This window comes from Pseudomonas alvandae (genome assembly GCF_019141525.1).
In the GTDB taxonomy this organism is placed as follows: domain Bacteria; phylum Pseudomonadota; class Gammaproteobacteria; order Pseudomonadales; family Pseudomonadaceae; genus Aquipseudomonas; species Aquipseudomonas alvandae.
In genome coordinates this window covers 235175-256906 of record NZ_CP077080.1, presented here as the reverse complement: position 1 = coordinate 256906, position 21732 = coordinate 235175, and the positions used below count along the sequence as shown (strand labels likewise).

Genomic DNA, 21732 nt, shown 5'->3' with positions numbered 1-21732 from the left:
TGGCGAGGGAGCTTGCTCCCTCGCCACAAGAGCACTCGACCTAGGTTTGCGATCAGTGCGCCTCATCCCAGTTATTGCCCACACCTACTTCTACCAACAGCGGCACGTCCAGCGTGGCGGCGGCGCTCATGTGCTGGCGGATTTCCCCGCTCACCTGATCGACCAGGTCTTCGCGCACTTCCAGGACCAGTTCGTCGTGGACCTGCAGGATCACCTTCGCATCCAGCCCTGAGGTCGCCAGCCAGCGATCCACGGCCACCATGGCTTTCTTGATGATGTCAGCCGCGGTGCCTTGCATCGGCGCGTTGATGGCGGTGCGCTCGGCGCCTTTGCGCAGGGCCGGGTTCTTCGCGTTGATGTCTGGCAGGTACAAGCGACGACCGAAAATGGTTTCGACGAAACCTTGCTCGGCCGCCTGGGCGCGGGTGCGCTCCATGTATTCCAACACACCCGGGTAACGGGCGAAGTAGCGGTCGATGTAGGCCTGGGACTGCTTGCGATCGACGCCAATCTGCTTGGCGAGGCCGAACGCGCTCATGCCGTAGATCAAGCCGAAGTTGATCGCCTTGGCGCTGCGACGCTGATCATGGGTGACGGCTTGCAGTTCGACGCCGAACACTTCGGCGGCGGTGGCACGGTGCACATCCAGGTCGTTGCGGAACGCATGGAGCAGACCTTCATCCTTGGCCAGGTGCGCCATGATCCGCAGCTCGATCTGCGAATAATCCGCCGCCAGCAGCTTGTAGCCTTTCGGCGCGACGAAGGCCTGGCGGATGCGCCGACCTTCGGCCGTGCGAATCGGAATGTTCTGCAGGTTCGGGTCGATGGACGACAGGCGTCCGGTCGCAGCGACGGCTTGCTGGTAATTGGTATGGACGCGCCCGGTGCGGCTGTTGATCTGCTCCGGCAGGCGATCGGTGTAGGTGCTCTTGAGCTTGCTCAGCGAGCGGTACTGCATCAGCACCTTGGGCAGCGGGTAATCCTGCTCCGCCAGCTCGGCGAGCACCGCTTCGGCGGTGGACGCCTGGCCCTTGGCGGTTTTACTGAGCACCGGCAGGCCAAGTTTTTCGTACAGGATGACGCCCAATTGCTTCGGCGAGCCCAGGTTGAATTCCTCGCCGGCGATGGCAAATGCCTCACGCTCCAGGGCCACCAGTTTCTCGCCCAGCTCGACACTCTGCGCGCCCAGCAGGTTGGCATCGACCAGCGCCCCTTGGCGCTCGATCCGCGCCAGGACCGGCATCAATGGCATTTCAATCTCGCTGAGTACCTTGCCCAGGCTCGGCGTGGCGGCCAGTTTTTCCTGCAAGGCCTGGTGCAGGCGGAAGGTTACGTCGGCGTCTTCGGCGGCATAAGGCCCCGCCAGCTCCAGGGATATCTGGTCGAAGGTCAGTTGCTTGACGCCTTTGCCCGCGATGTCCTGGAAGTCGGTCTTGCTTTGGCCCAGGTACTTGAGCGCCAGGCTGTCCATGTCGTGGCGAGTCGCGGTGGAATCCAGCACGTAGGATTCAAGCATGGTATCGAAGGCAATGCCTTGGACCAGGATGCCGTTGTCTTGGTCGCCACCGATGGCGCAGTTGGCCAGGATATTGGTTTCGAACTTGGCGTGCTGGCCGACCTTGAGCTTGTTCGGATCTTCCAGCAGCGGCTTGAGCGCCTTGAGCACCGTGTCGCGGTCCAACTGCTCGGGCACGCCCATGTAGGAATGCGTCAGCGGGATATACGCCGCTTCGAAAGGCGCCACGGCAAACGACAACCCAACGAGTTGCGAGTGCTGGGCATCGCCTCCGTTGGTTTCGGTGACGAAGGCAAACAGCGGCGCCTTGTCGAGTTTCGCCAGCCACGCGTCGAAGCGCGCCTGGTCAAGGATGACTTCGTACTTGGCCTCGGCAGCGCCGGGCTGTTCTTCGGCAACTTCGACGATCTCCTGGCCGGCACGCTTGGCGTCCCGCTGGTTTTCTTCAAACCAGCTCTTGAACTCCAGCAAGGTGTAAAGCTCGGCCAGTTTCTCGTGATCCGGCGCGCCCATCTGCAGGTCGTCGAGGCCGACATCCAGCGGCACGTCGGTCTTGATGGTCGCCAGCTCATAGGAGAGGAAGGCCATTTCCTTGTGCTCTTCGAGCTTGGCGGCCAGGGTCTTGGCACCGCGAATTGGCAGCGTGGCGACAATATCCAGCTGTGAATACAGTTCGGTCAGGCCGCCATTGACGCCCACCAGCAGGCCGGAAGCGGTCTTCGGCCCGATGCCCGGAACGCCCGGGATGTTGTCGGACGAATCGCCCATCAACGCCAGGTAATCGATGATCTGCTCCGGAGCGACGCCAAACTTCTCCTTCACGCCAGCCACGTCCAAGGCGCTACCGGTCATCGTGTTGACCAAGGTAATGTGCCCATCGACCAACTGCGCCATGTCCTTGTCGCCGGTGGAGATCACCACCGGACGGTCAGCCGCCGCGCTGCTGCGCGCCAGGGTGCCGATCACGTCATCGGCCTCGACGTTGTCCACGCACAGCAGCGGGAAGCCCAGGGCCTTGACGCTGGCGTGCAGCGGCTCGATCTGCACCCGCATGTCGTCGGGCATGCTCGGGCGATTAGCCTTGTATTCGGCGTACAGCGCATCGCGAAACGTCCCACCCTTGGCGTCGAACACCACGGCGAACGGACTGTCCGGGTACTGCTTGCGCAGACTCTTGAGCATGTTCAGCACGCCCTTGACCGCGCCTGTCGGCAGGCCTTTGGACGTGGTCAGCGGTGGCAGCGCGTGAAAGGCGCGGTACAGATAAGAAGAACCGTCCACCAGGACGAGGGGGGCTTGGCTCATGAGCAGGATCAACCTTTTCGGCGGGTCCAAGGCTAGAATAGCGGGACCGTTGACGACAAAGGGACAAGGTTATCATGCGTACACTAAATCGCCTGTTACTCGCTGGCTTGTTTGCATTCACCCCGATAGCCGTCATGGCGGCGGACGACGCACCCTCGGCGGACCCGGATGTCACTATCCGCACCGAAGGCGACAAAACCATCCAGGAATATCGGCAAAACGGCTTTCTGTACGCGATCAAGGTCACGCCCAAGAACGGCAAGCCTTATTTCCTGGTACGCGCCGACGGCACTGATGCAAACTTCATCCGCTCGGACCAGCCGGATATGCTGATCCCTTCGTGGAAAATCTTTGAGTGGTGATGCCGCTCCCGACTTCAACCGGCGCCCGCTGAAGGGCGCCCGTACTGGCAGTTTTAACCATGTCTGTGTTCACGCCCCTGGCTCGGCCCGAGCTGGAAACCTTTCTCGCCCCTTATGGGCTTGGCCGTCTACTTGATTTCCAGGGGATTGCTGCCGGCAGCGAAAACACCAATTTTTTCATCAGCCTGGAGCAGGGTGAATTCGTCCTGACCCTGGTCGAACGTGGCCCGGTGCAGGAAATGCCGTTCTTCATCGAACTGCTGGACGTTCTGCACGACGCCAATCTGCCGGTGCCTTACGCCTTGCGTACGACAGACGGCGTTGCGCTGCGGGAACTGGCGGGCAAACCGGCGCTGCTGCAACCGCGCCTGGCCGGCAAGCACATCAAGCAGGCCAACGCCCAGCACTGCGCCCAAGTCGGCGAATTGCTCGCGCATCTGCACTTGGCGACCAAGGACAACATGATCAAACGCAAGACCGATCGTGGCCTGGACTGGATGGAGGAGGAGGGCGGCAAACTGCTGTCGCACCTTGATACCGAGCCACGTCAGTTGCTGGAAGCTGCGCTGGAGGAAATTTCGCTGAAGAAAGTCGGCATCCTGGCGCTGCCCCGGGCCAACATCCATGCAGACCTGTTCCGTGACAACGCGATGTTCGAGGGCACGCACCTGACCGGACTGATCGACTTTTACAACGCCTGCTCCGGGCCGATGCTGTACGACGTCGCCATCGCATTGAATGACTGGTGTTCGGATGACGACGGTGTGCTCGATGGCCCACGGGCGAGGGCATTGCTGGGCGCCTATGCGGCGCTACGGCCGTTCACCGCCGCCGAGGCGCAATTGTGGCCGACCATGCTGCGTGTGGCATGCGTGCGGTTCTGGTTGTCGCGGCTGATCGCCGCCGAGTCGTTCGCTGGTCAGGATGTGTTGATCCACGATCCGATGGAATTCCAGCAGCGGTTGGCGCAGCGGCAGAAGGTCCACGCGTTGTTGCCTTTCGCCCTATAACAGCAGGCGACGCGAAGGCTTTTGTGGCGAGGGAGCTTGCTCCCGCTCGGTTGCGCAGCGACCGCAAGATTTTTAGGGCCGCTTCGCAGCCCAGCGGGAGCAAGCTCCCTCGCCACAGGTTCTGCGTTGACAGGCTATAGCGACTCCAAACACCCCGCCAAATCATTCCCCAACTTCTCCAACAACTGCTCATACCCCTGCGCCGTCGCCGGGGTGTAGCCACCCAGCGCGTCCAGCTCCGCCAGTTTCACCGGCAACCCGGCCACCAGGGTTTCGGCCAGGCGCGGGCGCAACGGTGGTTCGCTGAAGACGCAGGTCTTGCCCACCGCCTGCAAGCGCGTGCGCATGGCCGCCACGTGCTGGGCGCCGGGCTGGACTTCGGCGGCCACGGCGAACACCCCGGCGTGCTTGAGTCCATAGTTGTCTTCGAAATAATCGAATGCTTCATGGAAGACGAAATACGGCTTGCCCGCGATCCCGGCCAAGCGTGTCTTGAGGCGCGCGTCCAAGGCATCGAGGCGCTGGTTGAAACCCTTGAGGTTGCTTTGATAACGGGCAGCATTCGCCGGATCCGCTGCGCTCAGGTCAGCCGCCATCCTGGCGGCGATCACGCGCGCATTGTGCGGCGACAGCCACAGGTGGGCATCCACGGTGCCGGGGCGATGATCATGATCGTGCTCATCGCCGCCATCGTCATGATCTTCGTGGGACGCGCTGTCCTCGGCGAAATGACGCAACGTGAGCCCCGGTAGGTCCTGCACCGCAACCGATGGCAACGTACGACCGTTCAGCACACGCGGTAGGAAACCTTCCATGTCCGGCCCGATCCAGTACAGCAGGTCCACCGATTGCACCTTGCGCACATCGGAGGGCCGCAACGCGTAGTGATGGGGCGAAGCGCCCGGCGGCAGCAGCACTTCCGGAACGGCCACGCCGTCCTGCACGGCGGCGGCAATCAATTGCAACGGCTTGATGCTGGTGAGCACCTTGACGTCGGCCTGGGCCGAGCCAATCAGCAGGAAACTTGCGACAAAAGCGACAAAGAGCGAAAAAAATCGGGACACGATGACCACTCGAAGAGGCGAGAACGGGTAACATAATAACGTCTCTCACTGAACTCGTCGCTGCCCATGCCTATTACACCCCTCGCCAGCCGTCCCCACGATCACTCCCACTGCGTGCACAGCGCGCTGTCCGAGGCCGATGCCATTTGCGCGCGCCAAGGGTTGCGCCTGACAGCCCTGCGTCGGCGGGTGCTGGAATTGGTCTGGCAAAGCCACAAGCCACTGGGCGCGTATGACATTCTCGCGGTGCTCAGCGAGCAGGACGGCCGTCGTGCCGCGCCGCCAACCGTCTACCGTGCCCTGGATTTCCTCCTGGAAAATGGCCTGGTGCATCGCATTTCGTCGCTGAACGCCTTCGTCGGCTGCAACCATCCGGAACACGCCCACCAAGGCCAGTTCCTGATCTGCCGCGAATGCCACGCCGCCATCGAGCTGGAACAGAAATCCATCAGCGATGCCATCATCGCCAGCGCCAAGGACGTCGGCTTCGTGGTCGACACCCAGACCGTCGAAGTGGTCGGCCTCTGCTCCGGCTGCCAGGGGGCCTGATGAGCAACGCGCTGATCCGCCTCGAGCAGGTGGCCGTGACGTTCGCCGGGCAGAACGTGCTGGATAACATCCATTTAAGCGTCGAACCGGGGCAGATCGTGACGTTGATCGGCCCCAACGGTGCCGGCAAGACCACCCTGGTGCGCGCCGTGCTGGGGCTGCTCAAGCCGGACAGCGGTAGCGTCTGGCGCAAGCCTCGGTTGCGCGTCGGTTACATGCCGCAAAAACTCCATGTCGATCCAACGTTGCCGCTGTCGGTCCTGCGATTCCTGCGTTTGGTACCGGGCGTGGATCGTGAACGCGCCTTGGCCGCGCTGAAGGAAGTCGGCGCCGAGCAGGTGATCGACAGCCCGGTCCAGAGTGTTTCCGGCGGCGAGATGCAGCGGGTATTACTGGCCCGTGCCCTGTTGCGCGAGCCCGAACTGCTGGTGCTCGACGAGCCGGTGCAAGGGGTCGATGTAGCGGGACAGGCCGAGCTGTACAGCTTGATAACCCGTTTGCGCGACCGCCATGGCTGCGGCGTGTTGATGGTGTCCCACGACCTTCACCTGGTCATGAGCACCACCGACCAGGTGGTCTGCCTGAACCGTCACGTCTGCTGTTCCGGGCATCCTGAACAGGTCAGCGGCGATCCGGCTTTCGTCGAGCTGTTCGGAAAGAACGCACAGAGTCTGGCGATTTATCATCACCACCATGACCATGCCCATGACCTGCACGGTTCGGTGGTCAACCCCCCTTCTGCTTCAAAACATGTTCATGGAGACGGCTGCAAGCATGGCTGATTTTCTGTTGTACGCCCTGCTTGCAGGCTTGGCGCTCGCGCTGGTGGCCGGTCCACTGGGGTCGTTCGTGGTCTGGCGGCGCATGGCCTATTTTGGCGACACCTTGTCCCACGCGGCGCTGCTTGGCGTGGCCATGGGTTTTCTGCTGGACGTCAGCCCGGCCATCGCGGTGACGGTTGGCTGCCTGCTGCTCGCGGTGGTGCTGGTGACCTTGCAACAACGCCAGCCGCTGGCGTCCGACACGCTGCTGGGCATCCTGGCGCCGAGCACGCTGTCGCTCGGGCTGGTAGTGCTGAGCTTCATGCGGGACGTGCGGATCGACCTGATGGCCTATCTGTTCGGCGACTTGCTGGCGATCAGTCCGACGGACCTTGCCTGGATCCTCGGCGGCAGCGCGGCGGTGCTGCTGTTGCTGGTGACGCTGTGGCGTCCGTTGCTGGCGGTCACCGTCCATGAAGAGCTGGCGCGAGTCGAAGGTTTGCCCGTGGTGGGCCTGCGCTTGGCACTGATGCTGTTGATCGCGGTGGTCATCGCCGTGGCGATGAAAATCGTCGGCGTCTTGCTGATTACCTCATTGCTGATCATTCCTGCGGCTGCGGCACAGCGTCACGCCCGCTCACCCGAGCAGATGGCCTTGGGTGCAAGCCTGCTGGGCATGCTCGCGGTGTGTGGCGGGCTGGCACTGTCCTGGTTCAAGGACACCCCGGCCGGCCCATCGATCGTGGTCAGCGCCGCTGCGTTGTTTCTGCTGAGTTTTGTCCTGCCCCGTCGAGGGGTGTAGACTTGCTCGCTTTTTGCGCAAATAGAGAGTCGCAGGAATGAAGCCGTTCGCCTCCCGTTATCTGCTCCTTGTCGCGTTTTCCCTGCTGCTGGGTGCCTGCCAGAGCACGCCGCCAGTCGTCGAGACCCCTGATACAAGGGCTCCGGCCATTGCCCAGCTCGAACAAAGCCTGGCCAGCAATGAGCTGGCCACCGCTGAAGACCAATTGGCCGCTTTGCAAAGCCAGGCGCCCGAAGATCGCTCGCTGGAGCCCTACCAACGGCAACTGGCCGAGGCGTACCTGCGCCGCAGCCAGATCGATCTGCAAAAAGGCGATGTAAACGCCGCCGCCACTGCCCTGAGCCGTGCCCGGGCCTTGATGCCAAAGGCTCCAGCGCTGACCGGCGAAGTCAACAGTGCCATTGCCGAGGCCCGCAAGGCCGAGCTGGATAAAGCCGAAGCAGACCTCAAGGCTGCCGAAGCAAAACCCGTCGCCAAGGTGATCGACCCGAGCGAGCCGAGCACCACCGTTGCGCTTAACCTCGCTGATATACAGCAAATGCGTCGGCAATTAGATGCCATCGCCGCCGATGTGGTGAGTTATCAGTGTGACGTCAGCATCCAGGCGCCACGCACCAATGACTATCCATGGCTGGCGACGTTGCTGACAAAGCGGGTCAAGAAGCTTGATCCGGGGTTTGACTTGAAACTGCAGAAGCAGATTTTGCGCAGTGTGCCGGCACAGATGGTGCTAACGCCGCGTAAGCCCTAAAAGCATCGCGAGCAAGCTCGCTCCCACAGTGGTTTGTGTCGATCACGAAACCCCATGTGGGAGCGAGCTTGCTCGCGATAGCGCCCTACCAGACAACAAATCTCTTTAGGCCGGAACCGCCTTGGCCTTCGGCTCCCGCGCCCAAACCCGATGCTGGGCAATCGCCGCAAAAAACCGCGAAAAACCGCTCGCATCCGCATCTTCGATCAACCCCGCATCCACCTCCAGCTTCAACTCCACCAACAGCTGCCGGGCCTCACCATGAAGCCCAATGGCTTTCAGATGCTTGTAGGCCTCCAGCACGTAATGCAACGCCACGCCGTCGCGACTCAAGGCCTTGATCGACTCCGCACCGCCTGGCACGAACACCGCGTCAAAGGCAATCGACGGCAGGCCTTCCATGGACGCATCCACCGCCAGCGTCTGCCCATCCGCCGTGGTGACCGGCGCCGAGGTCGGCCCCAGCACTTTGGCGTGGGCACCTTCGGCCTCCAGGGCTTGCTTGAGTGCATTGATGACCGCCCCATCGACACCGTTGGCCACCAATACCGCCACTTTGCGCGTCTTGATGTCGCCAGAGAGCAGGTTCGCCTGGCTCAAGGCCGGGGATTGCTCCAGCGATGGCGTCGGAACATCAACCGTACCGGCGCTCGGTGCCGGCAAGCCAAGGTTCTTGGCAACTCGCCCGGCCAGTTCCAGGTCGATATTGGCGAGGATCTCGTTCACCTGCCGCGCCCGGATGAATTCACGCTCCACTTTTCCCAGTTCAAAGCTGTAGGCCGCAATGATGTGTTCTTTTTCGTGGGGGCTCATGCTTTTGTAAAACAGCCGTGCCTGGGAGAAATGATCGCCAAACGAATCGCTGCGCTGGCGGATCTTGTGAGCGTCGATACGCTCCGGATAGCTTTCAAAACCGCCATCCTGTGGGCCGGGCGGCGTCTCTTTCGGCCAACCGCCATCGATGGAGTTCGGTTCGTAGGACGCGCGTCCCTTGTCGATGGTAGTGCGGTGCATGGCATCCCGCTGGCCGTTGTGCACGGGCGTGATCGCGCGATTGATCGGCAACTCATGAAAATTCGGCCCACCGAGTCGGCTGATCTGCGTATCGGTGTAGGAAAACAGCCGGCCTTGCAGCAACGGGTCATTGGTGAAATCAATGCCCGGCACGATATGCCCGGGGCAGAACGCAACCTGCTCGACTTCGGCGAAGAAATTATCCGGGTTACGGTTCAGCACCATCTTGCCCAGCGGCGTGATGGGCACCAGCTCTTCGGGAATAATCTTGGTCGGGTCGAGCAGGTCGAAGTCGAACTTGTGCTCGTCTTCCTCGGCAACGATTTGCACACCGAATTCCCATTCCGGGTAATCGCCCATCTCGATGGACTCCCAGAGGTCGCGACGGTGGTAGTCGGTATCCTTGCCTGCAAGCTTCTGGGCTTCGTCCCACACCAAGGAACAGGTCCCAGCCTTGGGTCGCCAGTGGAATTTGACGAAGCTGCTCAGGCCTTCGGCGTTGATCATGCGGAAGGTGTGCACGCCAAAACCTTGCATGGTGCGCAGGCTTTTTGGAATGGCCCGGTCAGACATCGCCCAAATCACCATGTGAGCCGATTCCGGCACCAGTGAGACAAAATCCCAGAACGTGTCGTGGGCCGAGCCGCCGGTGGGAATCTCGTTGTGGGGCTCGGGTTTAACCGCGTGGACGAAGTCTGGAAACTTCACCGCGTCCTGGATGAAAAACACCGGCATGTTATTGCCCACCAGGTCGAAGTTGCCTTCGTCGGTGAAGAACTTCACGGCAAAGCCACGCACGTCCCGCACGGTGTCACCGGAACCCCGCGGGCCTTGCACAGTGGAAAAACGCACGAACACAGGCGTCTTTTTACTCGGGTCCTGCAGGAAACCGGCCTTTGTCAGGGCCGAATGCGCTTCATAGCTTTGGAAATAACCATGGGCGCCAGTCCCGCGGGCATGAACAATGCGCTCCGGGATGCGTTCGTGGTCAAAGTGCGTGATTTTCTCACGCATGATGAAATCTTCCAGCAGCGACGGCCCACGCGCACCGGCGCGCAGAGTGTTCTGGTTATCGGCAATCTTCACGCCCTGGTTGGTACGCAACGCCTGCTCAGTGGCGTCGGAGCGAAACTGCTCCAGGCTTTCAAGCTTGGCGTTGCTATTGCCGCGGTCCAGGGTATCGGTCCCGGCCAATTGGCTGGGGGCGGCAGGTTTGTTAGTGCTCATCAGGCATGACTCCTCGTTGCGATCCCCGCCGTGGCCAGGACCCGTGAGTTCGATGCGCCAGGCACGGTACCTGGGCATGTTTTGAGTTGCTTAATGAGTGACCGATGGCGTTTCGCTGTGTTCCTTTTATCTGTCCTTTGATCGCCTTATTGCCAAATCACTGGTTCATTCTCAAATAAATGCTAAGAACCTCTATACGGACAGGCTAAAATGCGCGCCCGGCTAACCGCTGATCCTTTTTCAACGCGCCCCACAAGGTTCGCTACGTGATCGAGTTTCAAAATGTTCATAAAACCTACCGAGTCGCCGGTAGGGATATCCCCGCCCTGCATCCGACCAGTCTGACGATTGAGAACGGTCAGGTCTTCGGCCTGATTGGCCATTCTGGCGCAGGAAAAAGTACCCTGCTGCGCCTGATCAATCGCCTTGAAGATTCCACGGGCGGAAAGATCATCGTCGACGGTGAAGAAGTCACCGCCCTGGACGCCAGCGGCCTGCGCCGCTTCCGCCAGCAAGTCGGAATGATTTTCCAGCACTTCAACCTGCTGGCGTCCAAGACCGTGGCCGACAACGTCGCGCTGCCGCTGACGCTGGCTGGTGAATTGTCCCGCAGCGAAATAGACCAGCGCGTCGCCGAGCTGCTGGCGCGGGTAGGGCTGTCCGACCACGCCCGCAAATACCCGGCGCAACTGTCCGGCGGCCAGAAGCAGCGCGTCGGCATCGCCCGCGCCTTGGCGACCAAACCCAAGATCCTGCTGTGCGACGAGGCCACCAGCGCCCTCGACCCGCAGACCACCGCTTCGGTGCTGCAACTGCTGGCAGAGATCAACCGCGAGCTGAAGCTGACCATCGTGCTGATCACCCATGAAATGGACGTGATCCGCCGCGTTTGCGACCAAGTGGCCGTGATGGACGCCGGCGTGATCGTCGAGCAAGGCCCGGTGGCCGAGGTGTTCCTGCATCCGAAGCACCCGACCACCAAGCGTTTTGTCCAGGAAGACGAGCAGATCGACGAAAGCGAACAGCGCGACGATTTCGCCCACGTCCCAGGGCGTATCGTGCGTCTGACATTCCAGGGCGAAGCGACCTACGCGCCATTGCTCGGCACCGTCGCCCGGGAAACCGGTGTGGACTACAGCATCCTGGCCGGTCGCATCGACCGCATCAAAGACACCCCCTACGGGCAACTGACCCTCGCCATCACCGGCGGTGACATGGAGGCGGCATTCGCCCGCTTCACCGCGGCCGATGTCCACATGGAGGTGCTGCGCTGATGGAATTTTTTGCAAACGTCGACTGGCTGGAAATCTGGCTGGCAACCGGCGACACCTTCCTGATGCTGTTCGGCTCGCTGCTGTTCACCGTCCTGCTCGGCTTGCCCCTGGGCGTGTTGCTGTTCCTGTGCAGCCCGCGCCAACTGCTCGAAGCCCGCGGCGTTTATGCGCTGCTGTCGCTGATCGTCAACATCCTGCGTTCGCTGCCGTTCATCATCCTGTTGATCGTGATGATCCCGTTCACGGTGTTGATCACCGGCACCTCCCTAGGCGTGGCCGGCGCGATCCCACCGCTGGTGGTCGGCGCCACACCGTTCTTCGCCCGCCTGGTGGAAACCGCCTTGCGCGAAGTCGACCGCGGCATCATCGAAGCCACCCAAGCCATGGGCGCGACCACGCGGCAGATCATCGTCAACGCCTTGCTGCCGGAAGCCCGTCCGGGCATTTTTGCAGCGATTACGGTGACAGCGATTACGCTGGTGTCCTACACGGCCATGGCCGGTGTAGTCGGCGCCGGTGGCCTGGGCGACCTGGCAATCCGCTTCGGTTACCAGCGTTTCCAGACCGATGTCATGGTCGTCACCGTGGTGTTGCTGCTGGTCCTGGTTCAGGTCCTGCAAACCGTGGGCGACAAGCTGGTTGTGCATTTCTCTAGAAAATAAGGCCTCGCGCCCATAAACATGAGCCGGCCATTCGCTGGCAGGCGCCGAGAGCAGGCGCCTCAAAAGGAGTTAGCTGAATGAAAAAACTACTGGTTGCCTTCGCTGCTGCCGCCGCGTTCTCCGCCCACGCCGACACCCTGACCGTCGCGGCCACGCCCGTGCCCCACGCGGAAATCCTCGAATTCGTCAAACCGGCGTTGGCGAAGGAAGGCGTGGATTTGAAGGTCAAAGTCTTCACCGACTATATCCAGCCGAACGTGCAGGTCGCGGAAAAGCGCCTGGACGCCAACTTCTTCCAGCACCAGCCGTACCTGGATGAGTTCAACAAGGCCAAGGGCACGCATCTGGTGAGCGTGGCCGGCGTGCACCTGGAACCCCTGGGTGCTTACTCCAGCAAGTACAAGGCACTGACCGAATTGCCGGGCGGCGCTAACGTAGTGATCCCGAACGACGCTACCAATGGCGGTCGTGCGCTGTTGTTGCTGGCTAAGGCTGGGATTATCAAGCTGAAGGACTCGGGCAACATCCTGTCCACTACCAAGGACATCGTTGAGAACCCAAAGGATCTGAAATTCCGTGAGCTGGAAGCGGCGACTATCCCGCGGGTGCTGACCCAGGTGGATCTGGCGTTGATCAATACCAACTATGCGTTGGAGGCCAAGCTTGATCCTTCCAAGGATGCGTTGGTGATTGAAGGTAACGACTCGCCTTATGTGAACATCCTGGTGGCTCGTGAGGATGACAAGGACAGTGAGGCGATGAAGAAGCTGGTCGCCGCGCTGCATACGCCGGAAGTGAAGGCTTTTATTCTTGAGAAGTACAAAGGCGCGGTTTTGCCGGCGTTTTGAGCTGATTGGGTGTGAAAAGAACGGGGCTGCGTGGGAACGCAGGCCCGTTTTTTTTGCAGCGTTTGTCCATCGTTCGGGCCGAATAAACCCTGGGATCTGCTTCATTGTTCCATAACCCTCATGATAAATTCGCGCCGCGACCTCTAATCAATAGAGGGCATTCAGGGAGAGAAGTGAGTGATCAAGTCTTTGTTGGTTGGGGCATTGCTGGCAATGGCATCCGCATCGGCGTCTGCGATGAGTTGCGACAACCCTAGAAACGCCTATGACAGAACCTATTGCGCGTCGCTGAAAATGGTTCAGTCGGATCAGGACATCAATGATCAATACAAGAAGACGATGAGTGCCCTGAACCCGGATCAAAAGAAAAAGGTGAAAGCCGCTCAAATCCAGTGGATCAAAAATCGTGACAGCGCCTGCTCCAACGATGGCCTGCTCTACCTGGACTGCGCCAATGAGAAGACCGAGGCGCGTATCGTCATACTCAAGGCTGTGGAGCGCGAGTGCCGTGCTGCCGGTTGCGACGACGCCAAGCTGTCGCAAGTCGAGTAATCCGATAAGCACGTCGAACTTGCAGTCGTACCCACGAAAACCCGACGTAAAGCGTCGGGTTTTTCTTTTTTATCAGCGCTACGCGGCGCCACGCTCGACCATCGCGCGCCATGCCCGGACGCTGGGGCGCTCCTGCATCCTGGCGTGCCAGGCTCGAAGTGCTAGGCACTCTCCAGGCACGGGGAGCTGCACCAGCGAGGCGAAGATCATCCCGCCCAGTACCGCAATGTCTGCCATCGAGAATTTCTCGCCCGCCACAAAGGGCTGGTCTTTGAGCAGGCTGTCGAAATAGCGCATGCCTCTGATCGCCTTGTCGCGCATCCGGCCGCCCCACTCGGCGTTCTGGTACAGCTCGACATCTGGGCCGAGGCCCGGCGTGGCATGGTGGAAGTACACACTGACGGCGTCGAGAAATTCGAGCTCGGCACGCTTGGTCATCATGTGGATAAGGCCCTTTTCCAGAGGCGTTTCGCCCGTCAGCGTCGGTTCGCCGACGAGGCTATCCAGGTATTGGGTAATCGCCGTGCATTCGGCGATCAGCGTCCCATCGTTCAGCTCCAGCACGGGCAGTGTCCCGGAGTAATTGATGGCGAGGAATTCCGGTTTCTTGTGCTCACCGGTCCAGAGATTCACCGGAATGAATTCGATTTTCGGCAACAAGCCTTTTTCCGCCAGTGCAATGCGCACGCGGGCGGGGTAGGGGCCGTTGAACCAATCGTAGATTTTCATTTCAGGAACCGTTGAAACGTCAGCGCGCTGTTGTGAAGGAGACATGATTCGAGCACCTGCCTGTCAATTGGTAGGTGAAAGATTGAGCTGATATTTTAACCCCGTCAATCCCCTACCTGACAATTGGCAGGTAGGGGATCCGGGCGTAGAATCGCGTCCAACTGAATCAAATCTCGTAACGAGGCGGTAACGTGAACGAAAATGCTCGAGAAGCCATCTTGGCGGCAGCGAAATCCGCTGCCCAACTGCACGGTTACAGTGGGATCAATTTCCGTAGCATTGCCGAAGCGGTGGGCATCAAGAACGCCAGCATTTACTACCACTTTCCGAGCAAGGCAGGGCTGGCTGCCGCGGTTGCCGAGCGCTACTGGCAAGACGTGCAGCAGGTGCTTGAAGGGATACGCGCCGCCAATCCCGAGCCGAAGGTGTGCGTTCAGTTGTATCCATCCATTTTTCGAAAGTCGCTTGAGGACGGGAACAGGCTATGTCTGTCCAGCTTCATGGCCGCCGAATACGAAGATCTTCCCGATGAAGTCTTGCGGGAGATCCGCGCGTTTGCGGACGTTAACGTGACATGGCTTGCCCAGGTGTTGGCCGATGTCGAAGTGGGCAGCGCGGCAGAATGTGAGCGCCGAGCCCGTGCCATCTACACCGCTGTTGCGGGTGCCCAGTTGATCGCGCGGACTCGGGCGGATGTCGGTCTGTACGATGATTTGATATTGAGTTACCGGGAGACAGGGTTGATTCCAGCCTGATCCTGGTTGTCGTCAGGAAGGAATGGTTGGGGCGTCTGACGTTTTGCTAAATCCCCTCGCCACAGTAATTCAGTTGTTTGCATTGGTGGCAGGGTGCCACAATCGCCGTTTTCGTTGCGTCACGATCAGGTGGATCAAATGGATGGCCCAAGATCTCGGAACGGCCAGGATTGCTTCATAGCCGAGCAAGTGCGAACTGACCGACTGCAACAACTGTTTCGCCAATCCGTTTCTGCGGTTTTTGGCAGTTACCTGGCTGCCATCATGCTGAGCTGGCTGTGTTGGGACCGGTTTGAGCACAGCGTTATTTTTTGGTGGCTGGCCATCCTGACCGCATCGACACTGTTGCGTATCGCAATGTTCGTTGCCTATTTCCGCAGCGACGAAAGTAAGCGCACGCCTCAACGTTGGGAGCGCAAATACTGGATCACACTGGTGTTATCCGCCGGTATCTGGGGCGGCGGCGCGTTTGTGATCATGCCGGCGGACGATCTGTTGTCCCAGGCATTGGTCATGCTCTTTACGGTCGGGATGTCCGTCAGCGCGGTGTCCTGCTACTCGGCCTACCGCGATATGACCCTGGTCTCCATTGGCCTGGTGCTGTTTCCCTGCACCGCCTGGCTGCTGTTTCAACCGTCCTCGATTCAAGTCGGCATGGCCCTTTCGATCCTGGTGTTTGCGGCCTTTGCGGCCCGCGCCACGCACAAGATGTCCCAGGCACTGGAAATCGCCTTTCGTCTTACTCGCGAAATGGAACAGGCGAACAGCATTTCGACCCGTGCCGCACAAACCGATGAACTGACCGGCCTGAAGAGTCGGCGGGCTTTTTTCGAGCATGCCCAGCAACTCTACAACGAGTGCAAGAGCAAACGATTGGGGTTGTGTGCGGTCATGTTGGACATGGATCACTTCAAGCACATCAACGACACCTACGGCCATCAGGTGGGGGATCAGGTTTTGCGCGAGATGGGGGTGGTGATCAGTTCGTCGTTTCGGGCAACCGATATCCACGGGCGGCTCGGCGGGGAAGAGTTCGCCATTCTGCTTCCGGACACTTCCATCGAAGTCGCTACCCAGATTGCAGAACAGCTCATCGATACGATCGCGGGTTTGATGATCGAGCCTGTCCACGGCATATCGGCCAGCCTCGGCGTCGCATCGACGGGGGCCTGTAATAAGGATCTTCACAGCTTGATGAACGATGCGGATAAGGCCCTGTATCGAGCGAAGGCGTTGGGGCGTAATCGAGTGGCTGTCGCTTAGTCGGGTTGATTTGTATTAACAGTCGGAATTTGACTGGGCCTGCCTTTGTCGATGTCGGCTACGCGGATCGAGCTCCGGCTCCAGACAGGTCTACGGAAGCTCTGATGGCATCAATTGCGTCTTGAGCGAGCGCCATAACGATCGTTGTACTGGTTTCAATCCGACTGATGATGTCTTCTCTCGGACCCTGCTTCCAGGCAACGCTTGCGTAAAAAACTGCTTGAGATACCTGGCGATGGCTTTCGCTTTCATAGGAGCGAATCAGGTGATAGTTGTCACTATCATGTAATGAGCAGCCATAAGAAACGACATCCATGCCCGCCTCCAGGTGAAGCGGAACACTGACATTCTGCATTACTTTGTGAAAATCCAATCCCGATCCTGGCCTCAAGGTGTACGTCAGGATTTCAATAATTCGAGTCATTCCAAATTTTCCATGTGGCATTTCCACGGGAGCATCCGCGCAGCTCAGCTTACGCCATCAGGGCGAGTTGCGTTACGGCACGCGTTGGACGATCGAGAAGCCCATCATCGGTGCGAATTTCCCTCCCTTTGAGAGCCTGCAATTGCGCGGGTCCTGCTGATTCCCCAGGCGCGTCCTTCCCCTGGCCTCACCTCGCGGCTCACGCGGGCTGGCGATATTGCAAAGCCTAAAAATAAATTTCCTTTCATATCAACTGGTTAATTCAAAGACGAAAAATTTTTCAAAATTTAGCTTGCGCGCTAATTATTCATCCGTTAACTTTATCGCAACTGGTTAGCGCGCAAATATTTAGCGCAAACCAAAACAACTCAAACCCATCAGCAAAAGAGGAAACACCATGAACGTTCTCTACACCGCAGTCGCAACCTCCACCGGTGGCCGTGATGGCCGTGCTGTTTCCAGCGACAAGATTCTCGACGTGAAACTGGCCACTCCAAAAGCCCTGGGCGGCGCCGGTGGTGAAGCCACCAACCCTGAGCAGTTGTTCGCCGCCGGCTACTCGGCCTGCTTCATCGGCGCGTTGAAATTTGTCGCCAGCCAGGGCAAACGCAGCATTCCGGCTGACGCCTCGATCACGGCCCACGTCGGCATCGGCCAGATCCCTGGTGGTTTCGGTCTGGACATCGACCTGCACATCAGCCTGCCAGGCCTGGATCAAGCCGATGCCCAAGCGCTGGTCGATGCGGCTCACCAGGTTTGCCCGTACTCCAACGCGACACGCGGCAACGTCGACGTCCGTTTGCACGTCACCGTCTAACTCACTCTATCTACGAATAAAAAGGATCAGGACATGAACACTCTCGGCAAAACACTCATTGGCTCGCTTCTGGCACTGTCCCTCGGCAATGCGTTCGCGACTTCCTATGTTCAACCTACGTTCGCCGAGGGTGGCTCGGATCGACTGATCGAGAACCGTGTCGCTGAAGGCGGCTCGGATCGACTGATCGAAAACCGTGTAGCCGAAGGTGGCTCGGATCGACTGATCGAAAACCGTGTAGCCGAAGGTGGCTCGGATCGACTGATCGAAAATCGCGTAGCCGAGGGCGGTTCGGATCGACTGATGGAAAACAGAGTGGGCTAAACAATCCCTCCATCGCCCCAAGAGCTGGTCGAATCAACCCATGTTGTTTCCAACCACAAACGCCGCTTATCTCTCACGAGGAAGCGGCGTTTTTTGCAACGTGTTCCAGGGTCCTAAACGATGCTATCCACCACACCGCCATCGACACGCAGTGCCGCCCCAGTGGTGGCCGAGGCCTGTTCCGAGCTGGCGTAGATGATCATGTTGGCGACTTCCTCGACGCGCGCCGCGCGCTGGATGATCGAGGTGCTGCGATGCTCGTTGACGAAATCTGCCGCGACCTTTTCCAGGCTTTCCCCGCTGCGCTCGACGTCGGCCTGGAGCATCTGGGCAACGCCTTCGGAAAGCGTCGGCCCCGGCAACACCGAGTTCACCGTCACGCCCGTGCCAGCGAGGCGCTTGGCCAGGCCACGAGCGATTGAAAGTTGGGCGGTTTTGGTGAAGCCGTAGTGGATCATGTCGGCAGGAATGTTCACGCCCGATTCCGACGAGATAAACACAATCCGCCCCCAACCGCGCTCGACCATGCCCTGCGCATAGGCCCTGGAAACGCGCACGCCGGACATTACGTTGGTTTCGAAGAAGCGCTGCCACTCACTGTCCGGCGTTTCGAAGAAGTCTTCCTGTTTGAAAATGCCCAAGTTGTTAATGACGATATCGAAGCTGGGGTGCTGGGCGATGAGTGCCTGGCAGCCAGGCGCGTGACTGAGATCACCGACAAAGCCAGTCGCCCTTGAAGCAAGGGCGCCCAAGCGCTGCAGCGCGTCCTCCACACTGCTCTCGCTGCGACCGTTGATAACCACTTGAGCGCCAGCTTCAAGGAAGCCTTTGGCAGTCGCGAAACCGATACCGCTGGTGGACCCGGTGACCAGGACATGACGTCCGGTGAAATCGATATTCATGAGGGGACTCCTTGATTAACGAACCAGAGGAAGTGCGATATTTCTGGCTGAACGGTCGTCCGACGGATCTAGAAAGGCTTTGCCGTCCAACGTCGCCGATATCGCAGGCCCTTAATCATGGACACGATTGAGGCTTTGCGCCTCTTTGTGACGGTCTTTTCCGCGGATGCCCGTTGCTACTTCCTTGGCAGGTTGGGGAACAAGCAAGGTTAGGGCATCAGCCGACATCGATGTGAAGTTGCCGGCCTCTTCGCGAGCAAGCTCGCTCCCACAGGGTTGGTGGGGGTTCTTGGTCATGGGGAGGGGCTGCTGCGCAGCCCAGCGGGAGCAAGCTCCCTCGCCACGGGGTTCGGTCGACCCAGCTTTCAGGCTTGCGCGCTGAATCGCTGCGCAGCACGCCGCTCAAGCATTGCGGCTTCCGTCTCTCGCGTCGCCCGTTCGCCTTTGTACGCCAGTTGGTTGAAAAACAACCCGTCCGAAAACTCCTGGGGAGGGACCGAGCCGGCGCGTTTGAGCATCGGCGCCAGATCGATGGTGCTGGCGAAGTTTTCCTGGGTCAGGTTGTAGCGGCCCAGGTAACTGCCGGACCAGGGCGAGTCGGCGTCGACCATGTCGATAGAGGCGTCACGGAACGCAACGGCGGCGGCTTTCAGGTCAGTGGACTCATTGAGCAGATCGGTCAGCCGCTGGGTGTCCGCGCTGCTGAGTTGGCCGGCCGTGTTGAGCACCTTCAGGCGGCCATCGGCCTCGACGGTGAAGCCATATTTCTTGCCGGCCAGGTCCGGATGGGTTGCCGACAGCATTGACTGGAACGTCTCGAAAGCGCTTCTCAGGGTGTTTTTCGCGCTCTCGGTAATCGCGGCGAATCGAGGGAAGTCTGGTGATTGGGAGCGACCGATCCAGGTTTCGATGATGACCGGCGATTGCACCATGGCCTGGGTTTCTTCACTGGGGTGAAAGATCGCTGCAGGGCCGGCACTTGTCAGCTGCTTTACGGCGTCCGTAGGAGGATTGGTTACCAACTTCTGGTCGGAGCGGGTGAGGTTAGTGTTGGCGGGAGAGATAGCGTCAGAGCTAACAGAGAATTCCATTTCATCGGTCCATGATTGGCGGATACATCGGGTTATCGACAGCGGGGGGCCGAGCTTTAGGGGGGCGGGCTGCTGCGCAGCCCAGCGGGAGCAAGCTCCCTCGCCACGGGTACCGTGCAGGCCAAGGCATTGTGGTTGTGGCGAGGGGATACTTGCCACAAGTAAGGCCTTTGCCGGAATTGATGCCCTGCCTTCAGTACCACCGCGCCTCGCCCGGCGGGCGTTTCTTGAAGCGTTTCATGCTCCACATGTACTGGCTCGGGTAGGCGCGTACGTAACGCTCGACCACCTTGCTCATGGCGGCGCAGGCGGTTTCGGTGTCGGTGCTGTACATCTCTTCCGGGGCGGCTTCGAGGATGACTTTGTAGCCGGAACCGTCCGGCAGGCGCAGGGCATGAAGGAACACGCCAACTGCTTTACCGCCAGCGAGCATGTTCGGCACAAACTTGCTGGTCAGGGCCTGGGTGGCAAAGAAGGGCACGAAGATACCGGCGGATTCGGACGGTTCCGGGTCGGCGGGGATGCCCACCTGGCCGCCTTTGCGCACTTCCTTGATGACGCTGAGGATGCCTTCCTTGGTCGACGCCGCGACTTTGTTGCCCAACTGTACGCGTTGCTTTTGCAGCAGTTCATCTACCGCCTTGAGCTTGGGCGGACGGTAGAAAATGATCGGTTTGCACTGGCTGCAATAGAAGTGGTTGAGCACTTCCCAGTTGCCCAGGTGGCTGGTGATGCCGACCACGCCTTTGCCGGAGGCCAAGGCTTCTTTCAGCACCTCCAGGCCTTCGACTTCGCGCACCAGTTCGATGGAGCGCTGGGCCGGCCAGATCCAGGCGCAGGCGCTTTCGGTCAGGGATTTGCCGATGTCCTTGAGGCTCTGGCCTACCAGGCGCTCGCGCTCGGCCGGGTCCATCTCGGGAAAGCATTTGGCAAGGTTGATCCGCACCACGTCGCGGGAACGGTTGGGCAATTTCCACATGAGCCAGCCGATGGCCGAGCCCACCGCTTGCACCGCTCGCCAGGGCAGCAGCGCAAACAACCGCAGAGCGCCGACCAGCAAGGCGCCTTTCAACTTATCCACAGGTCACTCCTGAATGTATGGGCCGTGTTGCGAGCCGGCTATTCTAACCACCGTTTACCAACTCGGCGTAGCGGTCACAGTCCTGGGTGTGGTCCATGACCATGCCGGAGGCCTGCATCAAGGCGTAGCAGATGGTTGGCCCGACGAAGGTAAACCCGGCTTTCTTCAGGCCTTTGCTCATCGCCAGCGCCTCGGGCGTAATGGCCGGCACTTCGGTGCGATCCTTGAAATGATTGATGATGGGTTTATCGCCGACGAACGACCAGAGGAACGCCACCGGGTCTTCCAGCGCCAGCCAGGCCTGGGCATTGCGGCGGGCGGCCTTGAGCTTGAGACGGTTGCGGATGATGCCGGGGTCGAGCATCAGCTCATCGATTTCCGCGTCACTCATTTGCGCCACGCGCTGCACGTCGAAGCCGTACAACACTTCCCGGTAGCGCTCGCGTTTGCGCAAAACGGTGATCCAGGACAGCCCGGCCTGGAACCCTTCGAGCAAAAGCAACTCGAACAAACCCTGCGCATCGCGCAGCGGCGTGCCCCACTCCTGATCGTGATAAGCCATGTACAAAGGATCGTCAGAACACCAAAAGCAGCGTGGCATAAGGCTCCAGGGGGCGTGCGCACGAACGAATCGGGTATACTCCCGCTC

General features: G+C 59.9%; 23 protein-coding genes. 14 read left to right on the top strand and 9 right to left on the bottom strand.

Annotated features, from left to right (window positions below):
• Positions 1-52 precede the first annotated feature (52 nt).
• Entirely contained in the window at positions 53-2821 is a 2769-nt protein-coding gene (gene polA, locus KSS97_RS01140) for a DNA polymerase I (RefSeq protein WP_198796123.1), read from the bottom strand.
• 74 nt (positions 2822-2895) lie between these two features.
• Here polA and KSS97_RS01135 point away from each other — a divergent pair, with 74 nt between their 5' ends.
• A complete protein-coding gene (locus tag KSS97_RS01135) occupies positions 2896-3183 on the top strand; it encodes a DUF2782 domain-containing protein (protein WP_030138994.1) in 288 nt (95 codons plus the stop codon).
• A 59-nt stretch (positions 3184-3242) separates the two neighbouring features.
• Positions 3243-4193: a homoserine kinase gene (locus tag KSS97_RS01130; protein WP_198796124.1), complete on the top strand. Its 951-nt coding sequence runs from the start codon at positions 3243-3245 to the stop codon at positions 4191-4193.
• Positions 4194-4327: 134 nt separating this feature from the next.
• Here KSS97_RS01130 and KSS97_RS01125 read toward each other — a convergent pair whose 3' ends face one another.
• Complete coding sequence (locus tag KSS97_RS01125; protein ID WP_030138996.1) at positions 4328-5257, bottom strand: zinc ABC transporter substrate-binding protein ZnuA; 930 nt, start codon at positions 5255-5257, stop codon at positions 4328-4330.
• Between the two features lie 66 nt (positions 5258-5323).
• On the opposite strand from KSS97_RS01125, the gene zur reads away from it, so the two are divergent.
• From zur to KSS97_RS01105, 4 genes are read left to right on the top strand one after another with little or no spacing between them, the layout of a single operon-like run.
• On the top strand, positions 5324-5806 hold the full coding sequence (zur, locus tag KSS97_RS01120; RefSeq protein WP_018602776.1) for a zinc uptake transcriptional repressor Zur: 483 nt from the start codon (positions 5324-5326) through the stop codon (positions 5804-5806).
• A complete protein-coding gene (gene znuC / locus KSS97_RS01115; protein WP_030138997.1) occupies positions 5806-6588 on the top strand; it encodes a zinc ABC transporter ATP-binding protein ZnuC in 783 nt (260 codons plus the stop codon). Before zur ends, znuC begins: the two co-directional genes overlap by 1 nt.
• On the top strand, positions 6581-7369 hold the full coding sequence (gene znuB, locus KSS97_RS01110) for a zinc ABC transporter permease subunit ZnuB (RefSeq protein WP_217860747.1): 789 nt from the start codon (positions 6581-6583) through the stop codon (positions 7367-7369). Before znuC ends, znuB begins: the two co-directional genes overlap by 8 nt.
• A gap of 37 nt (positions 7370-7406) precedes the next feature.
• Positions 7407-8120 (top strand): PA5502 family lipoprotein, encoded by a 714-nt coding sequence (locus tag KSS97_RS01105; protein WP_217860745.1) that lies wholly within the window; start codon positions 7407-7409, stop codon positions 8118-8120.
• A gap of 105 nt (positions 8121-8225) precedes the next feature.
• Here the strand turns inward: KSS97_RS01105 and katE are convergent, their stop codons facing one another.
• The gene (gene katE, locus KSS97_RS01100; protein WP_217860743.1) at positions 8226-10361 is read right to left on the bottom strand and encodes a catalase HPII; all 2136 of its coding nucleotides are present in this window, start codon (positions 10359-10361) and stop codon (positions 8226-8228) included.
• A gap of 266 nt (positions 10362-10627) precedes the next feature.
• Between katE and KSS97_RS01095 the strand changes: the two genes are divergently transcribed.
• The 4 genes from KSS97_RS01095 (at position 10628) to KSS97_RS01080 (ending at position 13697) form a co-directional block, all read left to right on the top strand.
• Positions 10628-11635: a methionine ABC transporter ATP-binding protein gene (locus tag KSS97_RS01095; protein ID WP_198796129.1), complete on the top strand. Its 1008-nt coding sequence runs from the start codon at positions 10628-10630 to the stop codon at positions 11633-11635.
• Positions 11635-12297 carry a methionine ABC transporter permease gene (locus KSS97_RS01090; RefSeq protein WP_030139002.1) on the top strand — a complete coding sequence of 221 codons (663 nt, stop codon included), beginning with the start codon at positions 11635-11637 and terminating at the stop codon, positions 12295-12297. Before KSS97_RS01095 ends, KSS97_RS01090 begins: the two co-directional genes overlap by 1 nt.
• 77 nt (positions 12298-12374) lie before the next feature.
• Positions 12375-13145 (top strand): MetQ/NlpA family ABC transporter substrate-binding protein, encoded by a 771-nt coding sequence (locus KSS97_RS01085; RefSeq protein WP_030139003.1) that lies wholly within the window; start codon positions 12375-12377, stop codon positions 13143-13145.
• Positions 13146-13322: 177 nt separating this feature from the next.
• Positions 13323-13697 (top strand): lysozyme inhibitor LprI family protein, encoded by a 375-nt coding sequence (locus KSS97_RS01080; RefSeq protein ID WP_033062452.1) that lies wholly within the window; start codon positions 13323-13325, stop codon positions 13695-13697.
• 78 nt (positions 13698-13775) lie between these two features.
• Here KSS97_RS01080 and KSS97_RS01075 read toward each other — a convergent pair whose 3' ends face one another.
• The gene (locus tag KSS97_RS01075; RefSeq protein ID WP_030139005.1) at positions 13776-14426 is read right to left on the bottom strand and encodes a glutathione S-transferase; all 651 of its coding nucleotides are present in this window, start codon (positions 14424-14426) and stop codon (positions 13776-13778) included.
• A gap of 191 nt (positions 14427-14617) precedes the next feature.
• Here KSS97_RS01075 and KSS97_RS01070 point away from each other — a divergent pair, with 191 nt between their 5' ends.
• Positions 14618-15181, top strand: coding sequence for a TetR/AcrR family transcriptional regulator (locus tag KSS97_RS01070; protein WP_217860739.1), 564 nt, complete (start codon positions 14618-14620; stop codon positions 15179-15181).
• 138 nt (positions 15182-15319) lie between these two features.
• Entirely contained in the window at positions 15320-16444 is a 1125-nt protein-coding gene (locus KSS97_RS01065) for a GGDEF domain-containing protein (RefSeq protein ID WP_217861951.1), read from the top strand.
• 58 nt (positions 16445-16502) lie between these two features.
• On the opposite strand, the gene KSS97_RS01060 is transcribed toward KSS97_RS01065, so the two are convergent.
• Complete coding sequence (locus tag KSS97_RS01060) at positions 16503-16868, bottom strand: NIPSNAP family protein (protein WP_198796130.1); 366 nt, start codon at positions 16866-16868, stop codon at positions 16503-16505.
• 397 nt (positions 16869-17265) lie between these two features.
• Here KSS97_RS01060 and KSS97_RS01055 point away from each other — a divergent pair, with 397 nt between their 5' ends.
• Together KSS97_RS01055 and KSS97_RS01050 are read left to right on the top strand one after the other, a co-directional pair.
• Positions 17266-17685 (top strand): organic hydroperoxide resistance protein, encoded by a 420-nt coding sequence (locus KSS97_RS01055; RefSeq protein ID WP_217860737.1) that lies wholly within the window; start codon positions 17266-17268, stop codon positions 17683-17685.
• 33 nt (positions 17686-17718) lie between these two features.
• Positions 17719-18009 carry a hypothetical protein gene (locus tag KSS97_RS01050; protein ID WP_217860735.1) on the top strand — a complete coding sequence of 97 codons (291 nt, stop codon included), beginning with the start codon at positions 17719-17721 and terminating at the stop codon, positions 18007-18009.
• Positions 18010-18122: 113 nt separating this feature from the next.
• On the opposite strand, the gene KSS97_RS01045 is transcribed toward KSS97_RS01050, so the two are convergent.
• From KSS97_RS01045 to KSS97_RS01030, 4 genes are all read right to left on the bottom strand, one after another.
• Positions 18123-18911 (bottom strand): SDR family NAD(P)-dependent oxidoreductase, encoded by a 789-nt coding sequence (locus KSS97_RS01045; RefSeq protein WP_030139011.1) that lies wholly within the window; start codon positions 18909-18911, stop codon positions 18123-18125.
• A 365-nt stretch (positions 18912-19276) separates the two neighbouring features.
• The gene (locus KSS97_RS01040) at positions 19277-20002 is read right to left on the bottom strand and encodes a hypothetical protein (RefSeq protein ID WP_217860729.1); all 726 of its coding nucleotides are present in this window, start codon (positions 20000-20002) and stop codon (positions 19277-19279) included.
• A gap of 193 nt (positions 20003-20195) precedes the next feature.
• The gene (locus tag KSS97_RS01035) at positions 20196-21083 is read right to left on the bottom strand and encodes a lysophospholipid acyltransferase (RefSeq protein ID WP_030139013.1); all 888 of its coding nucleotides are present in this window, start codon (positions 21081-21083) and stop codon (positions 20196-20198) included.
• Between the two features lie 43 nt (positions 21084-21126).
• A complete protein-coding gene (locus tag KSS97_RS01030; protein WP_030139014.1) occupies positions 21127-21684 on the bottom strand; it encodes a DNA-3-methyladenine glycosylase I in 558 nt (185 codons plus the stop codon).
• Between the last annotated feature and the right edge of the window lie 48 nt (positions 21685-21732).

Excerpts from the sequence above, each read along its gene's own strand:
- znuC (WP_030138997.1), top strand. The coding sequence starts at position 5,806 with ATGAGCAACGCGCTGATCCGCCTCGAGCAGGTGGCCGTGACGTTCGCC.
- katE (WP_217860743.1), bottom strand. The coding sequence starts at position 10,361 with ATGAGCACTAACAAACCTGCCGCCCCCAGCCAATTGGCCGGGACCGAT.
- KSS97_RS01060 (WP_198796130.1), bottom strand. The coding sequence starts at position 16,868 with ATGACTCGAATTATTGAAATCCTGACGTACACCTTGAGGCCAGGATCG.
- KSS97_RS01040 (WP_217860729.1), bottom strand. The coding sequence starts at position 20,002 with ATGGAATTCTCTGTTAGCTCTGACGCTATCTCTCCCGCCAACACTAAC.
- KSS97_RS01055 (WP_217860737.1), top strand. The coding sequence starts at position 17,266 with ATGAACGTTCTCTACACCGCAGTCGCAACCTCCACCGGTGGCCGTGAT.
- KSS97_RS01085 (WP_030139003.1), top strand. The coding sequence starts at position 12,375 with ATGAAAAAACTACTGGTTGCCTTCGCTGCTGCCGCCGCGTTCTCCGCC.
- KSS97_RS01135 (WP_030138994.1), top strand. The coding sequence starts at position 2,896 with ATGCGTACACTAAATCGCCTGTTACTCGCTGGCTTGTTTGCATTCACC.
- KSS97_RS01130 (WP_198796124.1), top strand. The coding sequence starts at position 3,243 with ATGTCTGTGTTCACGCCCCTGGCTCGGCCCGAGCTGGAAACCTTTCTC.
- KSS97_RS01065 (WP_217861951.1), top strand. The coding sequence starts at position 15,320 with ATGGATGGCCCAAGATCTCGGAACGGCCAGGATTGCTTCATAGCCGAG.
- KSS97_RS01045 (WP_030139011.1), bottom strand. The coding sequence starts at position 18,911 with ATGAATATCGATTTCACCGGACGTCATGTCCTGGTCACCGGGTCCACC.
- zur (WP_018602776.1), top strand. The coding sequence starts at position 5,324 with ATGCCTATTACACCCCTCGCCAGCCGTCCCCACGATCACTCCCACTGC.
- polA (WP_198796123.1), bottom strand. The coding sequence starts at position 2,821 with ATGAGCCAAGCCCCCCTCGTCCTGGTGGACGGTTCTTCTTATCTGTAC.
- znuB (WP_217860747.1), top strand. The coding sequence starts at position 6,581 with ATGGCTGATTTTCTGTTGTACGCCCTGCTTGCAGGCTTGGCGCTCGCG.
- KSS97_RS01050 (WP_217860735.1), top strand. The coding sequence starts at position 17,719 with ATGAACACTCTCGGCAAAACACTCATTGGCTCGCTTCTGGCACTGTCC.
- KSS97_RS01030 (WP_030139014.1), bottom strand. The coding sequence starts at position 21,684 with ATGCCACGCTGCTTTTGGTGTTCTGACGATCCTTTGTACATGGCTTAT.
- KSS97_RS01090 (WP_030139002.1), top strand. The coding sequence starts at position 11,635 with ATGGAATTTTTTGCAAACGTCGACTGGCTGGAAATCTGGCTGGCAACC.
- KSS97_RS01105 (WP_217860745.1), top strand. The coding sequence starts at position 7,407 with ATGAAGCCGTTCGCCTCCCGTTATCTGCTCCTTGTCGCGTTTTCCCTG.
- KSS97_RS01075 (WP_030139005.1), bottom strand. The coding sequence starts at position 14,426 with ATGAAAATCTACGATTGGTTCAACGGCCCCTACCCCGCCCGCGTGCGC.